Origin of the sequence: Mesobacillus sp. (assembly GCF_047739415.1) — a bacterium.
GTDB lineage: Bacteria > Bacillota > Bacilli > Bacillales > Cytobacillaceae > Mesobacillus.
The window spans coordinates 39,369-57,076 of sequence record NZ_JBIQOE010000307.1; the positions used below are offsets into that span (position 1 = coordinate 39,369).

Sequence of the window (17,708 nt, forward strand, 5' to 3'; positions counted from 1 at the left end):
AGGGGTGGACGCTTTAAGCGTCCCCTCCTTCCTCATATTTCACTCCAAGAATATAATCAGCTGCTTTTTGGGCTTGACTAGCTGCTTGTACAACTAATCGTTTATCATTTTTTAATGCATTTAACCAGGATTGAATATATGAGGCGCTATTTTCAATTGTGCTGCTATCAATTCGACTGATTCCACATAGGAACGATGCGCCTAGTTCAGCAACTAGTTCCTCTTTGCTGTAAACTTCACTACCGAAGCTTGCTAGAGCCGTTATTCCTGTACGGTTCAATCTATCTTTATGACCAGTAGAATGGACCATTTCATGAAACAAAGTACAATAATATTCATCAGGATTTTTATAGGCTTTCAATGGTGGTACATTGATATGATCCCGGCCTGGTTGGTAGTAGGCTCCTTCAGGCTTGAAGCTATAGGTTGGGCTGTTTATAAATCCCTTGAAAATCTTTTCAGCTTCTTCTATTGGACTATGTTCAAAAGTTTCATTTTTTCTTTTACTCTGTAACCCTTCAACCTGTGTATTGATTTCCCAAACTTGATAGTAGAAAGGTGTTGCGATTTTTTTCTTTTCCTCCGTTTCTTTGTCCTCGATCTCCTTCCAAAGCCAGTAGACCACAATTTTTGATTTTTTCATTTCTTCATACTTGATTCTTCCTCCGGCTTTTAGAATTTGTTTTTTTGAAGCATACTCCCCAGGAGGAAGCAACCAAACATTAATTCCTCGATATGCTTTTTGAGTGACCCAATTTACCGAACGTCCAAAGTTTGTCCAAGGTTGCCTCCAAGGTACTACGCCATTTTCTAATTGCTCTATAATCTTTTTGGTAACGATCTCGTAAACTTTTCCTGACATTTTCTTCATCCTTTTTTCTTTAATTTTGACTGTTTATTGTTGGGCGGTTTTATATTTGCCCTTTATTTTTTATTGTGTTTCCCTCACCTCCTTATAATGTAATTATAACGTTAATACATTATAAATACAATAGAAAATTAGTATATTTGTTTGTTTTTTAGTTAAAACTTTATTTAGCATCTAGGAAAGTACAAAAAGAGCAGCCTTTTTATGGCTGCCTACCTACTTTTAAAGATACAATTCCTTTTCACATTTTCCACAAACATCAATGTCATAATCAATCATATTAATTTCATTTTCATGAAAAGTCTTTCCACAATTCCCACAAGTCGCATTTTCATCTTCAGGAATAAAATCATCATCCAGGAATGAGGAAGGCTCTACGTTATCGGCTATTACTTCATGTCCAGCCGTAACAGCTACATCTTGTAACATTCCGGAAATTTGACGTAATGCAGAAATTAAAACATGATCCGGTGTATCTTCAGGGAACTTTTCTCTAAGATCCTCGATGTTCCATATAGTAGCAATCATTTCTGTTTCAGGTAAAAAATCACGAATTCTAATATGGTTAAAAATGTTTTCATATGGAATTTCATTGTTATTCGCTTTATCGACTAATTCATTCAATTTATTTTGAAGAGTTAACACTTTTTCTTTCATCCTTATTCCTCCGTTGGGGGAGAGATTTAAAATCTCCCATATTGGGGTACCGCCAACATTCCGGAAATTTTGTACGTTAAGGGAATCTTAACCTAAAAAAGTCGAATTCCTGTACGCTAAGGAACCGACTTTTTTAGGTTGGATTGTTAAATTAAAGCACCTGTTTAAGAACATTCTTTCAGAATCTTTTTTGTAAAGGATTAAACTTTTTAATAGAATAAAAACTTGTAGTTTTTACACTTAGTCGTGTTTCATAGATTTTTCAACTCCTTCATGACCGTTTGGATGTTTTGCTCATCCACGCTGTTGAAGAAAGAGATTTCCACGTTTGCCGTTTTGATAGTGCAAGCGCTATTGGAAGTGGTTGTTGAGGAAGAGGCATTAAATGTGCCTTTATTTTCGGAATGTATTGTAACGGGGACAATTGTCAGTCTTTGTTTCGACATGTGAAAAAGCACCTCCTTAATTTGATACGTTCATCGTACCAGGAGGCGCTTCGTGTTTATATGCGTTGGTTGATTAAGGCTTACCCTACATGGATTAAATTCGACGTAAACCCTTTATAATTTTTCGTCATGATCATTTCCACTTAATTTTTTATTTTTAATTCAGCCTCAAAATTAATTATGAAATTTCAGGCTAAAATTAAATTTGAGCTTTGCTTTCTTTATTACTCGGTTTTTTGTTACCTCCACGAGACCATATAACAACTGGAATAAGTAATAAGGATAAAATCCCTCCTGCTAATGATAATGTTGTATAACTTGAATTAGCTACCACCATTCCAGAAATTGCTCCTCCAGAAACCCCTGCTAATGCAATAAAAACATCCACTGCACCTTGAGTCTTTGCACGTGTCGAAGATTCTGTTGCATCAACAATTTGTGCTGTCCCACTAATTAGGCCAAAGTTCCATCCCAATCCAAGTAAAGATAGAGCAATAACTAAGAGAATCATAGAATCGCTTGGTGCAAGAGCTGCTAATAAACCAGCCAGTAGTAATGTAACCCCAGAAGCAAAACTCATAGCTGTTCGACCGATTTTATCAACAAGGATCCCCGTGAAGAGTGATGGAAGGTACATTGCACCAATATGAAAACCAATAACAAGACCGACTTCACTTAAGTCATGACCATGATGTTTCATATGGACTGGTGTCATTGTCATAATGGCAACCATCACAATTTGGGTAAGCACCATAACACTGGCACCAACAATAACGCCCCTTTTATTTTTTATATCAACGGGTTCTGAATCATCTTCATACTGATGTTCTTGCTTATAAACTTCTATCCTTTTTGCAATATCGAGTGGGTCTGGACGAAGCATAATATAAAGTACAAGACCTGCTAAGATAAAGGCTACCGCTGACAAAATAAACGGACCAGCAAGTGCCGGAACTCCAATAGAAAGGGCAAACTTCCCCATTGCATCTACTAAGTTGGGGCCTGCAACTGCACCGAATGTTGTCATAACCATGGTAATACTAATAGCAGTTGCTCGCTGTTTTTTATTTGCTAAATCGGTTCCTGCGTAACGGGCTTGTAAATTAGTCGCTGTACCTGCACCATAAATCAGAAGAGAGGCAAATAAAAGAAAAACACTATTTATCAGTGCTGCAATTACAACACCAATCGCACCAATCCCACCAGTTATAAATCCTGCTGTAAGTCCTGTTCTACGTCCATACCGTTGAGAAAGCCTTCCTACTATTAATGCTGCCCCTGCAGAACCTAAAGTAAATAAAGCAGCTGGTACTCCGGCGAACGCATTTGTCCCAAGCATTTCCTGAGCCAAAAGGGCACCTACAGTAATTCCTGCTGCTAAACCTGCTCCGCCAAAAATTTGTGATAAACTCACTACAATTAATACGCGTCTATATAACTTTTGTAGTTTATCAGGGGAGTCTAAGTAACTCCGGGTTGAATCATCTGCTGTATTCACATCAATCACCCCATCTTTCCATGGAAATTATTCCAAGTTTATTCGATAATCAATAACTAATAATATTGCAATAAGATGTGTCTAAGCCAATCAACACCTTTTGTCTTAATCAATTCACTTTACAATTTTTATTCTACAATATACAATACAACTATTCAACTAATTAGTTGAACAGAATAGAGGTGATAAATTTGGATCCTAGAGAATTTAAAGACCTTATATATGGGCAATTTGCTCGAATTAGTAAAGCTCTTTCTAGTCCTAAACGATTTGAGCTTTTAGATTATTTATCACAAGGCCCGAAAACTGTAGAGAAACTATCCAAAGAAACAAAGATGTCTGTAGCCAATACATCAAAACATCTTCAATCGTTGTTAGAAGCCAAGCTTGTTAAATTTAGTAAGGATAAGAATTTTGTGTATTACTCTTTAGCAGACGACAATGTGGTTGAAGTCATTCATTCAATTAGGAATGTAGCCGAAATGCGTTTTACCGATATTACACATTGGAGGAAAGACTATATTGGAAAAAATGAAAAAATTAAAATAGTAGAACTTAAAGATATATTACAGGAGATACAGGATGGAAAAGCCGTCTTAATAGATGTTAGGGCTGAAGAGGAATATGAAAATCAACATATTGAAGGTGCCATGTCAATTCCTATTCAGAATATAGAAGAACATATTTCTTCCCTTCCAAAAGATAAAAAGATAATTGCTTATTGTCGTGGTCCATATTGTATATTTGCTACGCAAGCCGTTGAAATTCTAAACTCCCTTGGATATGATGCTTATCGAATTGAAGAAGGGGTTAATGAGTGGAAACAATCTGAATACATTCATTAAAGTTAAGGAGGAATTTTACATGTTATTTCGTCAATATTTGCATACAAATCCAGTAGCAGCATCATATTTATTTGGTTGTGGAAGCCTATCATCAGGGGTAGTCGTTGATCCACTTGAAGATCAAGTTGATTTTTATGTAGAAGAAGCTCAAAAATTAGGAATGAATATAGTCTATGTTATCGATACGCATTTACACGCAGACCATGTATCAGGTGCAAGAAAGTTAGCTGAAAAAACAGGAGCAAAATATGTCCTTCACTCTTCCGCAGATACAAGTTATGACTTTACTCCGGTGGAAGATGGAGACGAATTATTTGCAGGGAATACAAAATTAACATTTATGCATACACCTGGCCATACCCCTGAGCATATTTCAATCGTTGTTTCTGATAAGAGCAGAATAGATGATCCTTGGTTTGTCTTAACAGGACACACGTTAATGGTTGGAGATGCCGGTAGGACTGAGTTAGCTTCTTCTATAGAAGAAGGTGCAAAGAACTTATATCAAAGTCTACAAAAGATTATTCAATTAGATGACCATATTGAATTGTATCCGGGGGCTTTTTCGGGTTCTGTTTGCGGACGTGGACTAAGTGGTAAACCTTCTTCAACCATTGGATTTGAAAAACGTAACAATCAAGCAATGAAATTCGATAACGAGAAGGAATTTGTTGAATTCATGACGACGGACGTACCACCACAACCAGAAGGATTTAAAGAAATGAGAAAAACAAATCAAGGAAAATAATAAAGTGGAGAACCTCTTTTGGTTCTCCTTTTTGGAGGTGAACAGAATTGAATAAAGTACAAATTGGAATTAAAGAAAATTTACTAAACTTTATCCTTTTAGTTGTTACAAATTTCTTCGTCGGTTCGATGGTTGGTTTGGAAAGAACTATCCTCCCAATTATTGGTGAAGAAGACTTTGGATTAGCATCTGCAAGTGCAGCATTATCTTTTATTATTAGTTTTGGTTTTTCAAAAGCGATTGTTAATTATTTCGCAGGGTCCATTGCTGACCGATTAGGAAGAAAAAAAGTCCTTCTTATTGGTTGGGGTATTGGTTTACTCGTTCCATTACTGGTTATTTTCGCAACTTCATGGTGGATGATTGTAGTGGCAAATATTTTCTTAGGTATAAACCAAGGGTTAGCTTGGTCTATGACCGTAAATATGAAAATTGATGTTTCTAAGCCTACACAAAGAGGGTTTGCGGTAGGATTAAATGAGTTTGCAGGATACACAGGAGTAGCAGTTATGGCGGCTGTTTCTGGTTTTGTTGCCTCCACTTATTCAAATCGTCCAGAACCATTCTATATAGGGATTGTAATTGTGGTAATAGGCTTTATCTTATCATTGCTTGTAAAAGATACAGAAGCACATATTAAACTACAATCAAACTCATCTAATAAAGGCACAACTTTATCGGCAAAAGAAGTATTCAAAAACACAACGTTTAAAAATAAAAGTTTATCAAGCATCACTTTCGCAGGATTAAGCACAAACCTTAAAGATGGAATGGCTTGGGGGTTATTTCCCTTGTTCTTTACTGGAGCTGGCTTAACTGTATCAGAAATTGGAGTGCTGGTTGCCATCTATCCAGCTTCATGGGGATTTTTCCAACTATTCACTGGAGCATTAAGCGATAAAATCGGACGAAAGTGGTTAATTGTTGGTGGGATGTGGCTTCAGGCCCTTTCACTATGGATGATTTTATCTGTAGGTCAATATAGCATGTGGTTAGTGGCAGCTATTCTTCTAGGTTTAGGAACTGCTATGGTTTATCCCACTTTACAAGCAGCTATCAGTGACGTGGCTCAACCAGAATGGAGAGCCTCCTCAATGGGTGTTTATCGCTTCTGGCGAGATAGTGGATATGCCTTCGGAGCATTATTTGCAGGTCTCTTAACTGATATACTAAACGTTAATTGGGCAATCGGTTTAGTAGCTCTCTTACCATTAAGTGCAGGTCTAATAGCAGCAATACGATTGAGTGAAACATTGCCTACTCTTCATAACCTTGATGAAAAATCTTAACTATAATAGCAAAACGGGCTCGGTATTACCGAGCTTCTTTTTATGTCTTTATTATTTTATTAATGTTTTAAGTCATTCCGTTATAGCTCTTCTTTAAATCACCACCAATCTCCAAGTGTATTATGACTAAAAGGCCCCATAAACGGTCGTTTACGGTACTACTAATCACTTTATCAGAAAACAACCTATTTTTGCTGATTAATAGAACCAAAACCCATTCCCAAAAACAAAGTAACATTTATGATAACTAACATCGTTTTTGGTGCTAATATAGGGTTATAAACAACTTTTAGCAGGTGATGAATGATGATATTTGGTTATGCGCGTGTGAGTACGGAAGAACAAAACTTGGATATGCAAATTGATACACTTACTCAGTTTGGAGTAGAAAAGATTTATAAAGAAAAATTAACTGGAACTAGAAAAGATAGACCCCAATTAGAAGAGCTTCTTAAAGTCTTACGCAGTGGCGACAAAATTGTTGTATATAAACTTGATCGTATTTCACGTTCTACAAAACATCTAATTGAACTTAGTGAATTATTCAATGATATGGACGTAGATTTTGTCTCTATTAATGACAGTATTGATACTTCAACTGCAATGGGGAAGTTTTTCTTTCGTACAATGGCAAATATTGCAGAGTTAGAACGAGATATTATTAGCGAGAGGACAAAATCAGGGCTTCAAGCAGCAAGATCCAGAGGAAGGAAAGGTGGCAGACCATCGAAGAAAAGGGACAAAGTTGAAATGGCGATAAAAATGTATAAAAGTAAGGATTATACAATCAACGAAATTACAGAAGCAACGGGAATCAGCAAAACTTCACTGTATAGATATTTAGACAAAGTAAATTAGACTCATACAAAAAATATTTATAAGGATTGATTTAACTTGAGTGTGAAAGAACTGCTGACACCAGAACAGCGAAAGGAAATTTTAAACCTTAATAATTTATCGGAATATGAATTTACTTCTTATTACAGTCTATCGGACTATGATATTGATGTTATAAATCGTCATAGAAGAGATCATAATCGATTGGGGTTCGCACTTCAATTATGCATTCTTAGAAACCCCGGCTGCACGATAATTAATATATTAGAAATACCCGATAACCTTATTAAATATGTAGCTAATCAAATTAATGTAGATCCTGAGGTTTACTCTTCATATGCTCAACGTGATACAACAAGGCGTGAGCATTTAGAAGAAATACGTCAAGTATATGGATATAGAAACTTTAATAACAGTGATTATCGGACGATTTCTAATGTTCTTTTAAAGTCCGCATTGGAAAATGGAAATTCAATGTATCTAGTACGTACTGCAATCGATTTATTAAGAAAGGAAAAAATAATCCTTCCTGCAATACCAACAATCGAGAGGATGGTTTGGCTAACAAGAACGCGTGCAGAGAAAAAAATATATGCCATACTAACAAATAATCTTTCTGAAAGACATAAGTGTGAACTAGAAAAGTTGATCGATCTAACGGTAAATAATAATAAAACCCAATTAGCTTGGCTTCGGGAAATTCCAGGACAGTCGTCACCAGATTCTTTTTTAAAGGTCATAAAAAGATTAAAGTACATTAAAGAACTAAATATTGCAGCCGATACGGCATTAATACACCCCAATAGACTTTTACAATTGGCACGAATTGGGGCTAGGTATGAACCCCATTCTTTTAGAAGATTTAAAGAAGATAAAAGATATGCACTATTAGTTGCTCACTTAATCACTCTTTCCCAAGACTTAACTGACCATGCCATTGAAATTCATGATAGACAAATGATGGTGTTACAAGCAAAAGGCAGAAAAACTCAAGAGGAGATGCAAAAACAAAATGGAAAGTCAGTAAATGAAAAAGTTGTGCATTACGCAGATATAGGAACGGCTTTAATTAATGCCAAAGAGGAAGGAATCGATCCCTATGTGGCACTAGAGCAAGTAATGCCTTGGGAGAAAATTGTAGAATCGATTGAAGAAGCTAAATTATTATCAAGACCAATGGATTATGATTATCTCGATTTAATAAAAACTCGATATAACTATTTAAGAAAATATACTCCAAGCCTGTTGGATTCTTTAGAGTTCAAATCTACTAAATCAGCAGAACCTTTAATGAAAGCACTAGATACCATACGAGAATTAAATGATTCTGGAAAAAGGAAAATCCCTGATGGCTCACCTTTAAGTTTTGTTCCTAAACGTTGGCAAAAACATGTTTTTGATGATGAAGGTAACATTAACCGTCAATATTATGAAATGGCTGCCTTAACAGAACTCAAAAACTATATCCGTTCTGGTGATGTTTGGGTTGAAGGTAGTCGATTACATAAGGATTTTGAAGAATATTTAGTGTCAAAAGATGATTGGGGAAAAGCAAAGATTAAAGGGACTAATATAGCTGTTAATGTAAGTTTTGAACAGTATATACAGGAAAGATGTGAGACTTTAAATACTAAACTTCAATGGATTTCCAAAAATATTGATAAAGTTGAAAGTATCAACATTGAAAAACAAAAGATACATGTTGAGAGACTTCAAGCTGATACTCCTGAAGAAGCTAGAAATTTCAGCTTATCGCTTTATAATATGCTTCCAAGAGTTAAACTCACTGATTTATTAATGGAGGTAGCTGAATGGACTGGATTTGATGAATCATTTGTTCACGCTTCCTCAAATCAACCACCTAAAGGTGAAGAAAAGTCTATTGCGATGGCTTCGTTAATGGCGATGGGGACAAATATTGGATTAACTAAAATGGCCGAAGCAACTCCTGATATTTCATATCGCCAAATGGCCAATGTTATGCAATGGAGATTACATGAAGACGCTATGACTCGTGCTCAAGCTACACTGGTAAATTATCAGCACCGTCTATCATTAGCATCATATTGGGGAGATGGGAAAGCATCATCTTCAGATGGTATGCGTGTCCCTGTCGGAGTATCATCATTACATGCAGATTCAAATCCTCATTATGGAACTGGAAAAGGTACAACAATTTATCGTTTTACAAGTGATCAGTTTTCTTCCTTTTATGCAAAAGTTATTAATACAAATGCAAGGGATGCCGTACATGTGATAGATGGATTATTACATCATGAATCTGACCTTATAATTGAAGAGCATTACACTGATACAGCCGGATACACGGATCAAGTTTTCGGATTGAGTCATTTGTTAGGATTTCGTTTTGCGCCAAGGCTAAGAGATATAAGTGACGCTAAATTATATACCATTTCTTCTCCTAATGATTTTCCAAACATAAAAGGCATACTTCGAGGTAAGATTAACACAAACGTTATTAAAGAGAATTTTGATGATATATTAAGGCTGGCACATTCAATTCGAGAAGGAAAAGTTTCTGGTTCATTAATTATGGGGAAATTAGGTTCTTATGCAAGACAAAATAAAATAGCTACAGCCCTTCGAGAGGTTGGAAGAATTGAAAAGACTATTTTTATTCTTGACTATATAACAAATGAAACATTAAGAAGAAGGATACATCGTGGACTAAATAAAGGAGAAGCCATGAATAGATTGGCTAGAGCTTTATTTTTTGGTAAACGTGGTGAATTCAGAGAACGCGGCATACAAGATCAACTTCAAAGAGCTAGCGCATTAAATATATTAATCAATGCAATAAGCGTATGGAATACTGTGTATTTAAGTGAAGTAACAAAGGAATTTAGGAAAAATATTGTCCTAAAAGAAGAATTACTTCCACACATTTCACCTTTAGGATGGGAACATATTAATTTCCTTGGAGAATATAAATTTAATTCAAATAGATTACCAGCTAATTCATTAAGAGCCTTAAATAAAAACTAATCCATAACATAAGCCAAATCCCTTAGCGTATAGGTATTTGGCTTATGCTATGTCGAATTTTGCTTAACGTACAAAATTTCCGAAATGTTGGCTGTACCCCATATTTAAAAGTTAGTAGATATGTACGCTCCGGCCAAAAACTTTAAATAGTGCATCAAATCACCATTTCTATAATCAATTAAGCTGAAGGCATTTTTAATTTGTTCCCTTTCTTTTTCACTTGCATTTTCGATTAATTCTAGTAAGTAACCAACCTCTACGATATGCTGAAAACCATTGTGTTCAATAGGGATAACTTCATCTAACAATTCTTTTTCTTCAATCATTCTTCTAAAAAAAGATTTAACAGCCATTTTCATTCCCTCCTCCTGGAACTTTTGTAAAACCGGTTAGAGCATAAAGCCCTAACCTTAACTGGTGCTTAAAGTGGTCTAATATCTAAAGTTAATCCAATATCGTAAAAAGTATTAAAAGCATTTAATATATCCTCAATAAAATTTATACTGGATTCACCTTCTATAACATGAACTAAATCACCCTCTAATTCTATCTGCTTAAATTCTTTATCAAGTAACGGGAAAACCTTGTCATACTTAACATCTAACGCTTCAGGTATATCATAACCAATAAAAACAGTATGCTTCATTTATAAACCCATCCTTTTTTCTTTAATTTTGATTGTTTATGTTGGGCGGTTTTTATATTTGCCCTTTATTTTTTTATTGCTTTCCCTCACCTCCTTATAATACAATTATAACATTTATACATCATTAAATCAATTAAAATCATGTGTTTTTATTTCTTTTTCGTAAAAACTTATAACAAAAGAGCAGCCAAAACAGCTGCTCTAATTTTTTATCCTTTGCACTTTTCAACTAATGATTCATATGACCATCCTGTTAGAGTAATAAACAATTCATTAATAACTGTTTTTTCTGATTGAGTAGCATTTTCATATTGCTGTATTAAATTAGCTGTCCTTTTTTCTGTGCATTCATCATCTGATAACATTTCATCTTGAATAATATCTATTAAATTCATTTTAAAATATCTCCTTTAGGTAATTTTAGTATGTTTAGTTTTTATAAATGTTAAATCCCTTGTGACTTCCTAAGAACTCCATATAACAATCTTTTTCTTTTCTGGTTACAATGTATTCAAATCTATCATTGTGCTTTAATGTAATGCTATTATCACTCCACAAAGTTAAATCATTCTCACTTATATTTAGGAATGAAGCTAATATATTTATCGTGTCATTCATTTTTCTTAAACCTTTCCTTAATTTTGAGTGTAGATTAGGCTCCGATCATATCTGTATTTCTAGCAATTCCGGTTTGTCTGAATACTTCTTTCAAAGCCTCGTCTTTATCAAGAAAATAACCATTGTATGTTTGTTTGTGGGGCGTTTCGTTCCAAATAGTAAAAATTTGATATTCTGTTTGATTCGGGAAAGGTACTTCCACAACCTCATAAGTTAAATCATCTTTTTTTACAGATAAAACTAAGTTAATATTTTTCATTGTACTTACTCCTTTTCGTTTTTAAAGGATTCATTAAAACTAATGGAATTTTATAAGAGATAATTTTTATAAAGGAGGAAGGGAGGGGATTCCTTCCTCCTTGCTTTTTTAGATGTATCCTTTTTCCTTTAAGGAAGTGTAATTCCCTTCATCATTACTGACTATCAAGGAATCTAGTAGTTCAATTCCTAGTATCTTTCCGGCTTCCTTTATCCTTCTCGAAACTTCCTTGTCTTGTTCACTTTCCAATGTGTCGTAAGAAGGGTGGTTATGAGCGATTATAATTGATGCTCCGTTATTAAGTATCGCTGCCTTCATGACCTCTCTAGGATGTACTATACTAGCGTTTATACTTCCTATATGACATCTATGAATGGCATTTACTTGATTTTTTGTATTTAACACCAAGACTAGTAAAACCTCTCTATCTTCATCCCCTATAACTTGTGTGACTAATTTCACTGCATCCTGCGGACTGTTGATTTTAGTCGTATCAAATTTTGAAACCCCTCTTTTTACCTCTTGTTTGATTCTTACGATTTCTCTTATTTTTTCCATTGTTTTTTCATCCTTTTTTCTTTAATTTTGATTGTTTATGTTGGGCGGTTTTTATATTTGCCCTTTATTTTTATTGCTTTCCCTCACCTCCTTATGATACAATTATAACATTTATACATTATAAAAACAATAGTTTTTTATGATTTCATGTAGGAATTTCAATTATTTTTTAAAATAAAGGGATGGATAAAATATTTTTATCCATCCTCTAAAACTATATTTATGCTACCTCTTCAAAAGTCCAATTTTTTAGTTCTTCCTCATTGTCAAAAATACCATAATCACAACCTTGTAACCTATCATCTAATTCTTTCCAGTTATCTATTTTATCAATCTTTTCCATAAAGTCCTCATGCTCTTCTTCAGTTTCAAAATCATCTTCACTATCTACCCATAGCCTAGAAAGAAAATCCTTTCCTTCCTCTAATGTTACATACCAAAATTCTTCCTCTGGGTTTTGTAAGTCTGCTAGAATCCTCTTTTCCATTATCTCGATACCAACTTTCTTCTTTAGTTTTGATTGTTTAATTTTGAGCGTTTTTTTATATTTGCCCTTTATTTATTTCCTTACCTCCTTACTTAGTATTATAACATTTATACATTATAAAAACAAGATTAATATACCTTAATTTCATTTAAAAAGCCTATTAAATCAACATTTCCCCCTTTTACCTTACAGACTAAAAAGCCCCTTCGGAAGTCAGTCCGAAAGGGGCTATCTGGTTTTAATCTTCTTTTATCTTTCTGGTTCCCAAGGTATAAAACAAATTTTAAGAGAAAGGAGCGGGACAAACATTAAAACTTGTCTCCCCCTCTAACTTAAGCTACACCCTAGTTTCCAAATTCAAACCCTACCCCTTACAGACCGAAAAAGCCCCTCCGGAAGTCAGTCCGGAAGGGGCCATCTGGTTTTATATCTTCTTTTTTACTTTTTCACCAGGTACAATTGTTGAAATCGCATGTTTATAGATTAGTTGCTGTTTACCATTGCTATTAATAAGTATTGAAAAGTTATCGTACCCTTCAACCCTACCTTGTATTTGAAAGCCATTCATAAGAAATAAAGTAATCGGTATTTTTTGCTCTTTTACTTCATTTAGGATTTTTTCTTGAATTTCAAAATTTTTACTCATCTTTTCTACTCCTTTACAAACTGATCAGTCCTTGACCTATGATACCCTATATATTTATATATTTCTGTTTATCTATTTCCGGCTGCGCCTTGCCAAAAAGCCAACCTTGGCCGTATTCAATACCTAACATTTCATACATAGATTTTTGATTATGATTTTCTATACCTTCAGCTACAATTTCAAAATTTAACTTGTTATGCAGCTGTACGATTTCTTTAATGTATTTCTGGGGGAGCGGGTCAAAAATCTCTTGTGCAAAAAGCTTGTCCAGTTTAACAATATCCGGCTTTAGATTAATTAAATACTGAAGATCACTAATATTTTTTCCAAAATCATCAATAGCAATTTTAATGCCGATTTCATTTAGTTTTTTCTTATGGTACCAAAATGTTCTTAACTCCAAAAATTCATGTTCTGTAATTTCTATAACAATTTGTTCCGGTAAAATGGATGATTTTTGAATCGTATCATAATTTATCAAATCATTCGTTAATCTTAAAGTTTTTGGATGGCAATTAATATATAATTTTTGATCAGGATCTAGTTTTGGGATACTGTTAATCGCATTAGCTATTGACCATCGATCCAGATTAACTATATCATTCGTTTTTTGCGCTCTTAAGATGATTTCATCAGTAGGTATGTTTCCTCTTAACAATGCCTCAAAACCTCTAATACGGCCATTAGCAAGCTCTACAATAGGCTGAAAAAACGTCCTTACTCCATTTATATCACAACACCCCTTATCATACCTTACAAATCGGCCTATGACTGCAATTTGTACATTTATTTTTATTTTTCCTAAATCCTTTCACATATTCTTGTTCCTTAACCTGTTTCATTTCGTTTATTTGACGTATGAGCCTTTTTCTAAGAAGAAAACTGTTACGAATTAAGCATTTTTTATTTTTATATTCGATGATTCCATATCTAGGCTTCTTTTTATAATTTTCTTCAATTAATAAAAAGTACGCTGCCATCTGCATAACATCACCCAGATAAGGATCTGAACCAATTAATTTTTTTCTTTTCAATTCCAGGGGCATTAAATGACCAAAAGGCTGTTTAAAAATATAATCCGGTTTTCCATCAATTTGATAAACTTCTGAAACTAATAATTCTGTTCCTGGTTCATCTGTGTAAATTAACTTTCCTCGAATGTTTCTAAGAATCAAATGATATACAAAAAAGCACAAACCAATTAGGAATAAAAAAAGGACTATCTTAATAGCGGATTCCTCCCCCCTCTGTTAATTTATTAGAAAGAAAAATAGAGAAACTATAGCTAAAATAACTAGGATTATAATAGTCCATGTAACCGGCTGTTGTTTCTTTACTTTCTCTTGGTGCTTAACATGATATTTTGTACCTTGCATCATAAAATTTCTACTTTGCTTTGAAATATGCTTCTTACCAAACTTATGACTATATAACCAGCTATAAGGGCAATAGTTAAACTCATTTATTTCACTAGCTGATATTCTTGATTTTTTCATCATAAATACCTTTCTTGGTTCTAATATTTAATTCATCCATTAATAAATCTCTGACCTCTTCCAGCCTTTCAATATCAAAAGTTACAACGTCCTCATCTAATCGTTTTGCAAAAAAATAGCCGTTATAATTTAACTCTCTACACATGATTTTAATAATTGGATTCTCTGCTATTCCACTTGCAAAATAATACTCTGGATTCTCTTTTTCCAAAGAAGAAATAAGGCTATCAATCATGGTTATCAATAACCTTTTTGTAATCACTTTATCCAAGTTTTAATCACCTTTCTTAATCATTTTTTGAATATCTTTAATTTCATAAGATAATGGTACATCCGGTAAACTATCAATAATTTTAGATCCATATTTGGAATTAATAGTACGGGAGTCTAATATTATGACAGCTCCTTTATCTGTAACACGCCTAATTAACCGGCCAAAACCTTGCATTATTTTTAATATAGCCATAGGTAAAGAATAATTATAAAAAGGATCGCTTCCCTCTCTTTTGAGTTTTTCCATCCTAGCCTCAGCAATTGGTTCCGAAGGAACAGGAAAAGGAATCTTTACAATAACGACACATACTAAATCATCACCAGGAATATCTACACCTTCCCAAAAGGATTCAGCGCCAAATAAAACGGCTTTTTCTTCTGTTTTAAAATCACGTATCATTTGTTCTCGGTCGGTCCCACTTGTTTGTTGAATAGGAATTATGCCGTTTTCTTCACACCAGGGCTGCAACTCGTTAAATGTTTCTTGTAAGTGGCGATAAGAAGTAAATAAAATAAACGTTCTCCCCTTTGTAAATTCAAGTATCTGTTTACATGTTTCAGTTATATATGTTTTATATGGATCCTTCCTTGGCATAGTACCATTTAAACGTCTTTTAGGCTTTGGATTAGGAGCATTTTCCGGAATAATTAAAAGGGCTTGTTCTTTATAATTAAACGGTGAATCTATTTGAACACCAATATAATCATTGCCGATACCTAACCTTTTAGAAATAAAATCAAAGTTGCCAGCTGTAGTTAAAGTTGCACTTGCTATAATACTAGTAACATCTTTAAACAAAGTATTTTCTAAGACTGTATTTGATTCAATGGGGGAACCAGTGAATTTTATTTTTGCAGCTAGACTTAAGTCATCTTCCTCTTCTGGATCGTCTTTTCGGGCTTTATAAGTTACCCAATTAGCCCATTTATCCGAATCTTTATTTAATAGTAAATGTGAAATATCTTTTTTAATTGTAATAACTGATTCAATGTATGTTTCTAGCCCTCTATTAATCTGACGATCCCAATTCTCAGAAATTCTTAGTGTTTTCAACTCTTTGATATATTCATTGAAGGCATAATCAATTTTTTTATTACTTTTAATAATCGAGTTCGTTAATAAATACTGGTGTTTTTTATGCCTTTTCATTTCTTTTGATACAGCAGCAAATATTAAAAGTAAATCAGACAAGATCTTTTGTTTATATTCCTGGACACGTTCGATGAATGTTTCAGGAATAGTAATAACTTCTTCATTTTCATCCGAAGGTTCTATTTCTTCTTTCATCCATTTAGATTTACGATCGAGGAAACGATCAAATAAATTAGACACCACTTTTAATGATATGTTCTTTTGATAAAAATTAGAGAACACATCCTCTATTCGATGACCTTCATCAAAAACAACGGCATCATATTCAGGAAGAATCCCACTAAGACCTTTTTGTCGTAAATTAAGATCCGTAAAAAACAAAGCATGATTACAAACAATAATCTGAGATTCTTTCAATTTCCTTCTTGCTTCCTGGATAAAGCAGCCATTATAAAAAGGGCTGTCACTTCCTAGACAATCATCACTTTCCCCTCTGATCTCTTGCCATAGTTCATAAGGAATATCAGTTAAACTTTCGCTTCTATCCCCTGTTCTCATGTTTCCCAATTGTTTAGCTACTAATTGAGCTTCCTCCAAGTGAGGCTTCTCTTTTTCTAAACCATCAGATAAGTAATCGACTAGCCTCCTGGTACATAAATAATGACCTCTACCTTTAGCCAATGCATATTTGATTTCCTCACCTGTTAAATCCTTAATCACTCTCTGAACTAGAGGCAGATCCTTATCAATTAACTGATTTTGTAAAGTAATTGTATGTGTACTTAATATGATTGTTTTCTTTTCAAAAATCGAATATAAGGCCGCTGCAATTGCATAGCCTAATGATTTACCTGTTCCTGTGCCAGCCTCAATCAATGCGTGTTTATCTAACACTAAAGCATCAATAATCGTTTTAGCCATTTTTATTTGACTAGGTCTAGGCTCGTAACCATCAAAATATCCTTCTAAAACACCTCCTTTTTCAAAGACTTTATCCAGCTGAGATTTTAAAAGCACCTCTAGATTCTCAGTAGCTTCCGGCAATTCAACCACCCCTTTCTAAACTATTAACGAATCCAATCAAGAGGATAACCTTGATACTTTTCGGTTAAGCTTTTGATAAGAATATCATCAACAATTAAACCCTTTTTTTCGAGTTTAGATATTTCTTTTAGCATGTTGTCTAAATTAGATTTCTTTACAAAACAGATTTCAATATCCTGAATAACCGTGCAATGATCAGGAAATGTATTTTTATAACTTTCTAAGATCCACTCAATTAAGAAATCTGTTTTGTTCTTTTTAGTACAATGTTTTAAACGATCGTACATATCTGCTACAACATTAGGAATATCTAAGTTTTGCTGCCTAGCCAATTTATTCAAACCCCCTTCAAAAATGTAATAAACCTTACCATTATTATACATGAATCTAGGTA

General features: G+C 34.0%; 21 protein-coding genes. 5 read left to right on the top strand and 16 right to left on the bottom strand.

Features of this window, described 5'->3' with window-relative positions:
* Positions 1-13 precede the first annotated feature (13 nt).
* The 4 genes from ACH0QE_RS25140 to ACH0QE_RS25155 all read right to left on the bottom strand — a co-directional run bounded on the left by ACH0QE_RS25140 (position 14) and on the right by ACH0QE_RS25155 (position 3,469).
* Positions 14-862 (bottom strand): ArdC family protein, encoded by an 849-nt coding sequence (locus ACH0QE_RS25140; RefSeq protein ID WP_415778734.1) that lies wholly within the window; start codon positions 860-862, stop codon positions 14-16.
* Positions 863-1,090: 228 nt separating this feature from the next.
* On the bottom strand, positions 1,091-1,525 hold the full coding sequence (locus tag ACH0QE_RS25145; RefSeq protein WP_415778735.1) for a hypothetical protein: 435 nt from the start codon (positions 1,523-1,525) through the stop codon (positions 1,091-1,093).
* 251 nt (positions 1,526-1,776) lie between these two features.
* Positions 1,777-1,971, bottom strand: a complete 195-nt coding sequence (locus ACH0QE_RS25150) for a hypothetical protein (protein ID WP_415803129.1) — start codon at positions 1,969-1,971, stop codon at positions 1,777-1,779.
* A gap of 199 nt (positions 1,972-2,170) precedes the next feature.
* A complete protein-coding gene (locus tag ACH0QE_RS25155; protein WP_415778736.1) occupies positions 2,171-3,469 on the bottom strand; it encodes an MFS transporter in 1,299 nt (432 codons plus the stop codon).
* A gap of 182 nt (positions 3,470-3,651) precedes the next feature.
* Between ACH0QE_RS25155 and ACH0QE_RS25160 the strand changes: the two genes are divergently transcribed.
* From ACH0QE_RS25160 to ACH0QE_RS25180, 5 genes are all read left to right on the top strand, one after another.
* A complete protein-coding gene (locus ACH0QE_RS25160) occupies positions 3,652-4,314 on the top strand; it encodes an ArsR/SmtB family transcription factor (RefSeq protein ID WP_415803130.1) in 663 nt (220 codons plus the stop codon).
* Positions 4,315-4,333: 19 nt separating this feature from the next.
* Entirely contained in the window at positions 4,334-5,062 is a 729-nt protein-coding gene (locus ACH0QE_RS25165) for an MBL fold metallo-hydrolase (RefSeq protein ID WP_415778738.1), read from the top strand.
* Positions 5,063-5,109: 47 nt separating this feature from the next.
* Positions 5,110-6,351: an MFS transporter gene (locus ACH0QE_RS25170; RefSeq protein ID WP_415778739.1), complete on the top strand. Its 1,242-nt coding sequence runs from the start codon at positions 5,110-5,112 to the stop codon at positions 6,349-6,351.
* A 306-nt stretch (positions 6,352-6,657) separates the two neighbouring features.
* Complete coding sequence (locus ACH0QE_RS25175) at positions 6,658-7,209, top strand: recombinase family protein (RefSeq protein ID WP_415778748.1); 552 nt, start codon at positions 6,658-6,660, stop codon at positions 7,207-7,209.
* A 36-nt stretch (positions 7,210-7,245) separates the two neighbouring features.
* Positions 7,246-10,194 (top strand): Tn3 family transposase, encoded by a 2,949-nt coding sequence (locus ACH0QE_RS25180; RefSeq protein WP_415803131.1) that lies wholly within the window; start codon positions 7,246-7,248, stop codon positions 10,192-10,194.
* A gap of 104 nt (positions 10,195-10,298) precedes the next feature.
* On the opposite strand, the gene ACH0QE_RS25185 is transcribed toward ACH0QE_RS25180, so the two are convergent.
* The 12 genes from ACH0QE_RS25185 to ACH0QE_RS25240 all read right to left on the bottom strand — a co-directional run bounded on the left by ACH0QE_RS25185 (position 10,299) and on the right by ACH0QE_RS25240 (position 17,646).
* Positions 10,299-10,547, bottom strand: a complete 249-nt coding sequence (locus ACH0QE_RS25185; RefSeq protein WP_415778740.1) for a hypothetical protein — start codon at positions 10,545-10,547, stop codon at positions 10,299-10,301.
* A gap of 68 nt (positions 10,548-10,615) precedes the next feature.
* Entirely contained in the window at positions 10,616-10,840 is a 225-nt protein-coding gene (locus ACH0QE_RS25190) for a hypothetical protein (protein ID WP_415778741.1), read from the bottom strand.
* Positions 10,841-11,049: 209 nt separating this feature from the next.
* Complete coding sequence (locus tag ACH0QE_RS25195; RefSeq protein WP_415778742.1) at positions 11,050-11,235, bottom strand: hypothetical protein; 186 nt, start codon at positions 11,233-11,235, stop codon at positions 11,050-11,052.
* A 257-nt stretch (positions 11,236-11,492) separates the two neighbouring features.
* Positions 11,493-11,717, bottom strand: a complete 225-nt coding sequence (locus ACH0QE_RS25200) for a hypothetical protein (protein WP_415778743.1) — start codon at positions 11,715-11,717, stop codon at positions 11,493-11,495.
* Between the two features lie 108 nt (positions 11,718-11,825).
* Positions 11,826-12,275 carry a JAB domain-containing protein gene (locus ACH0QE_RS25205; protein WP_415778744.1) on the bottom strand — a complete coding sequence of 150 codons (450 nt, stop codon included), beginning with the start codon at positions 12,273-12,275 and terminating at the stop codon, positions 11,826-11,828.
* 220 nt (positions 12,276-12,495) lie between these two features.
* Positions 12,496-12,762: a hypothetical protein gene (locus ACH0QE_RS25210; RefSeq protein WP_415778745.1), complete on the bottom strand. Its 267-nt coding sequence runs from the start codon at positions 12,760-12,762 to the stop codon at positions 12,496-12,498.
* A gap of 424 nt (positions 12,763-13,186) precedes the next feature.
* A complete protein-coding gene (gene hfq / locus ACH0QE_RS25215; RefSeq protein WP_415778746.1) occupies positions 13,187-13,408 on the bottom strand; it encodes an RNA chaperone Hfq in 222 nt (73 codons plus the stop codon).
* Between the two features lie 46 nt (positions 13,409-13,454).
* Positions 13,455-14,204 carry an EAL domain-containing protein gene (locus ACH0QE_RS25220; protein ID WP_415778750.1) on the bottom strand — a complete coding sequence of 250 codons (750 nt, stop codon included), beginning with the start codon at positions 14,202-14,204 and terminating at the stop codon, positions 13,455-13,457.
* A complete protein-coding gene (locus ACH0QE_RS25225) occupies positions 14,155-14,583 on the bottom strand; it encodes a CRISPR-associated protein Cas4 (protein WP_415778747.1) in 429 nt (142 codons plus the stop codon). The genes ACH0QE_RS25220 and ACH0QE_RS25225 overlap by 50 nt, the downstream gene beginning before the upstream one ends.
* A 295-nt stretch (positions 14,584-14,878) precedes the next feature.
* Positions 14,879-15,175: a hypothetical protein gene (locus tag ACH0QE_RS25230; protein WP_415779253.1), complete on the bottom strand. Its 297-nt coding sequence runs from the start codon at positions 15,173-15,175 to the stop codon at positions 14,879-14,881.
* Between the two features lie 3 nt (positions 15,176-15,178).
* Positions 15,179-17,314, bottom strand: a complete 2,136-nt coding sequence (locus ACH0QE_RS25235; RefSeq protein ID WP_415779254.1) for an ATP-dependent DNA helicase — start codon at positions 17,312-17,314, stop codon at positions 15,179-15,181.
* A gap of 23 nt (positions 17,315-17,337) precedes the next feature.
* Positions 17,338-17,646, bottom strand: coding sequence for a hypothetical protein (locus ACH0QE_RS25240; RefSeq protein WP_415779255.1), 309 nt, complete (start codon positions 17,644-17,646; stop codon positions 17,338-17,340).
* Between the last annotated feature and the right edge of the window lie 62 nt (positions 17,647-17,708).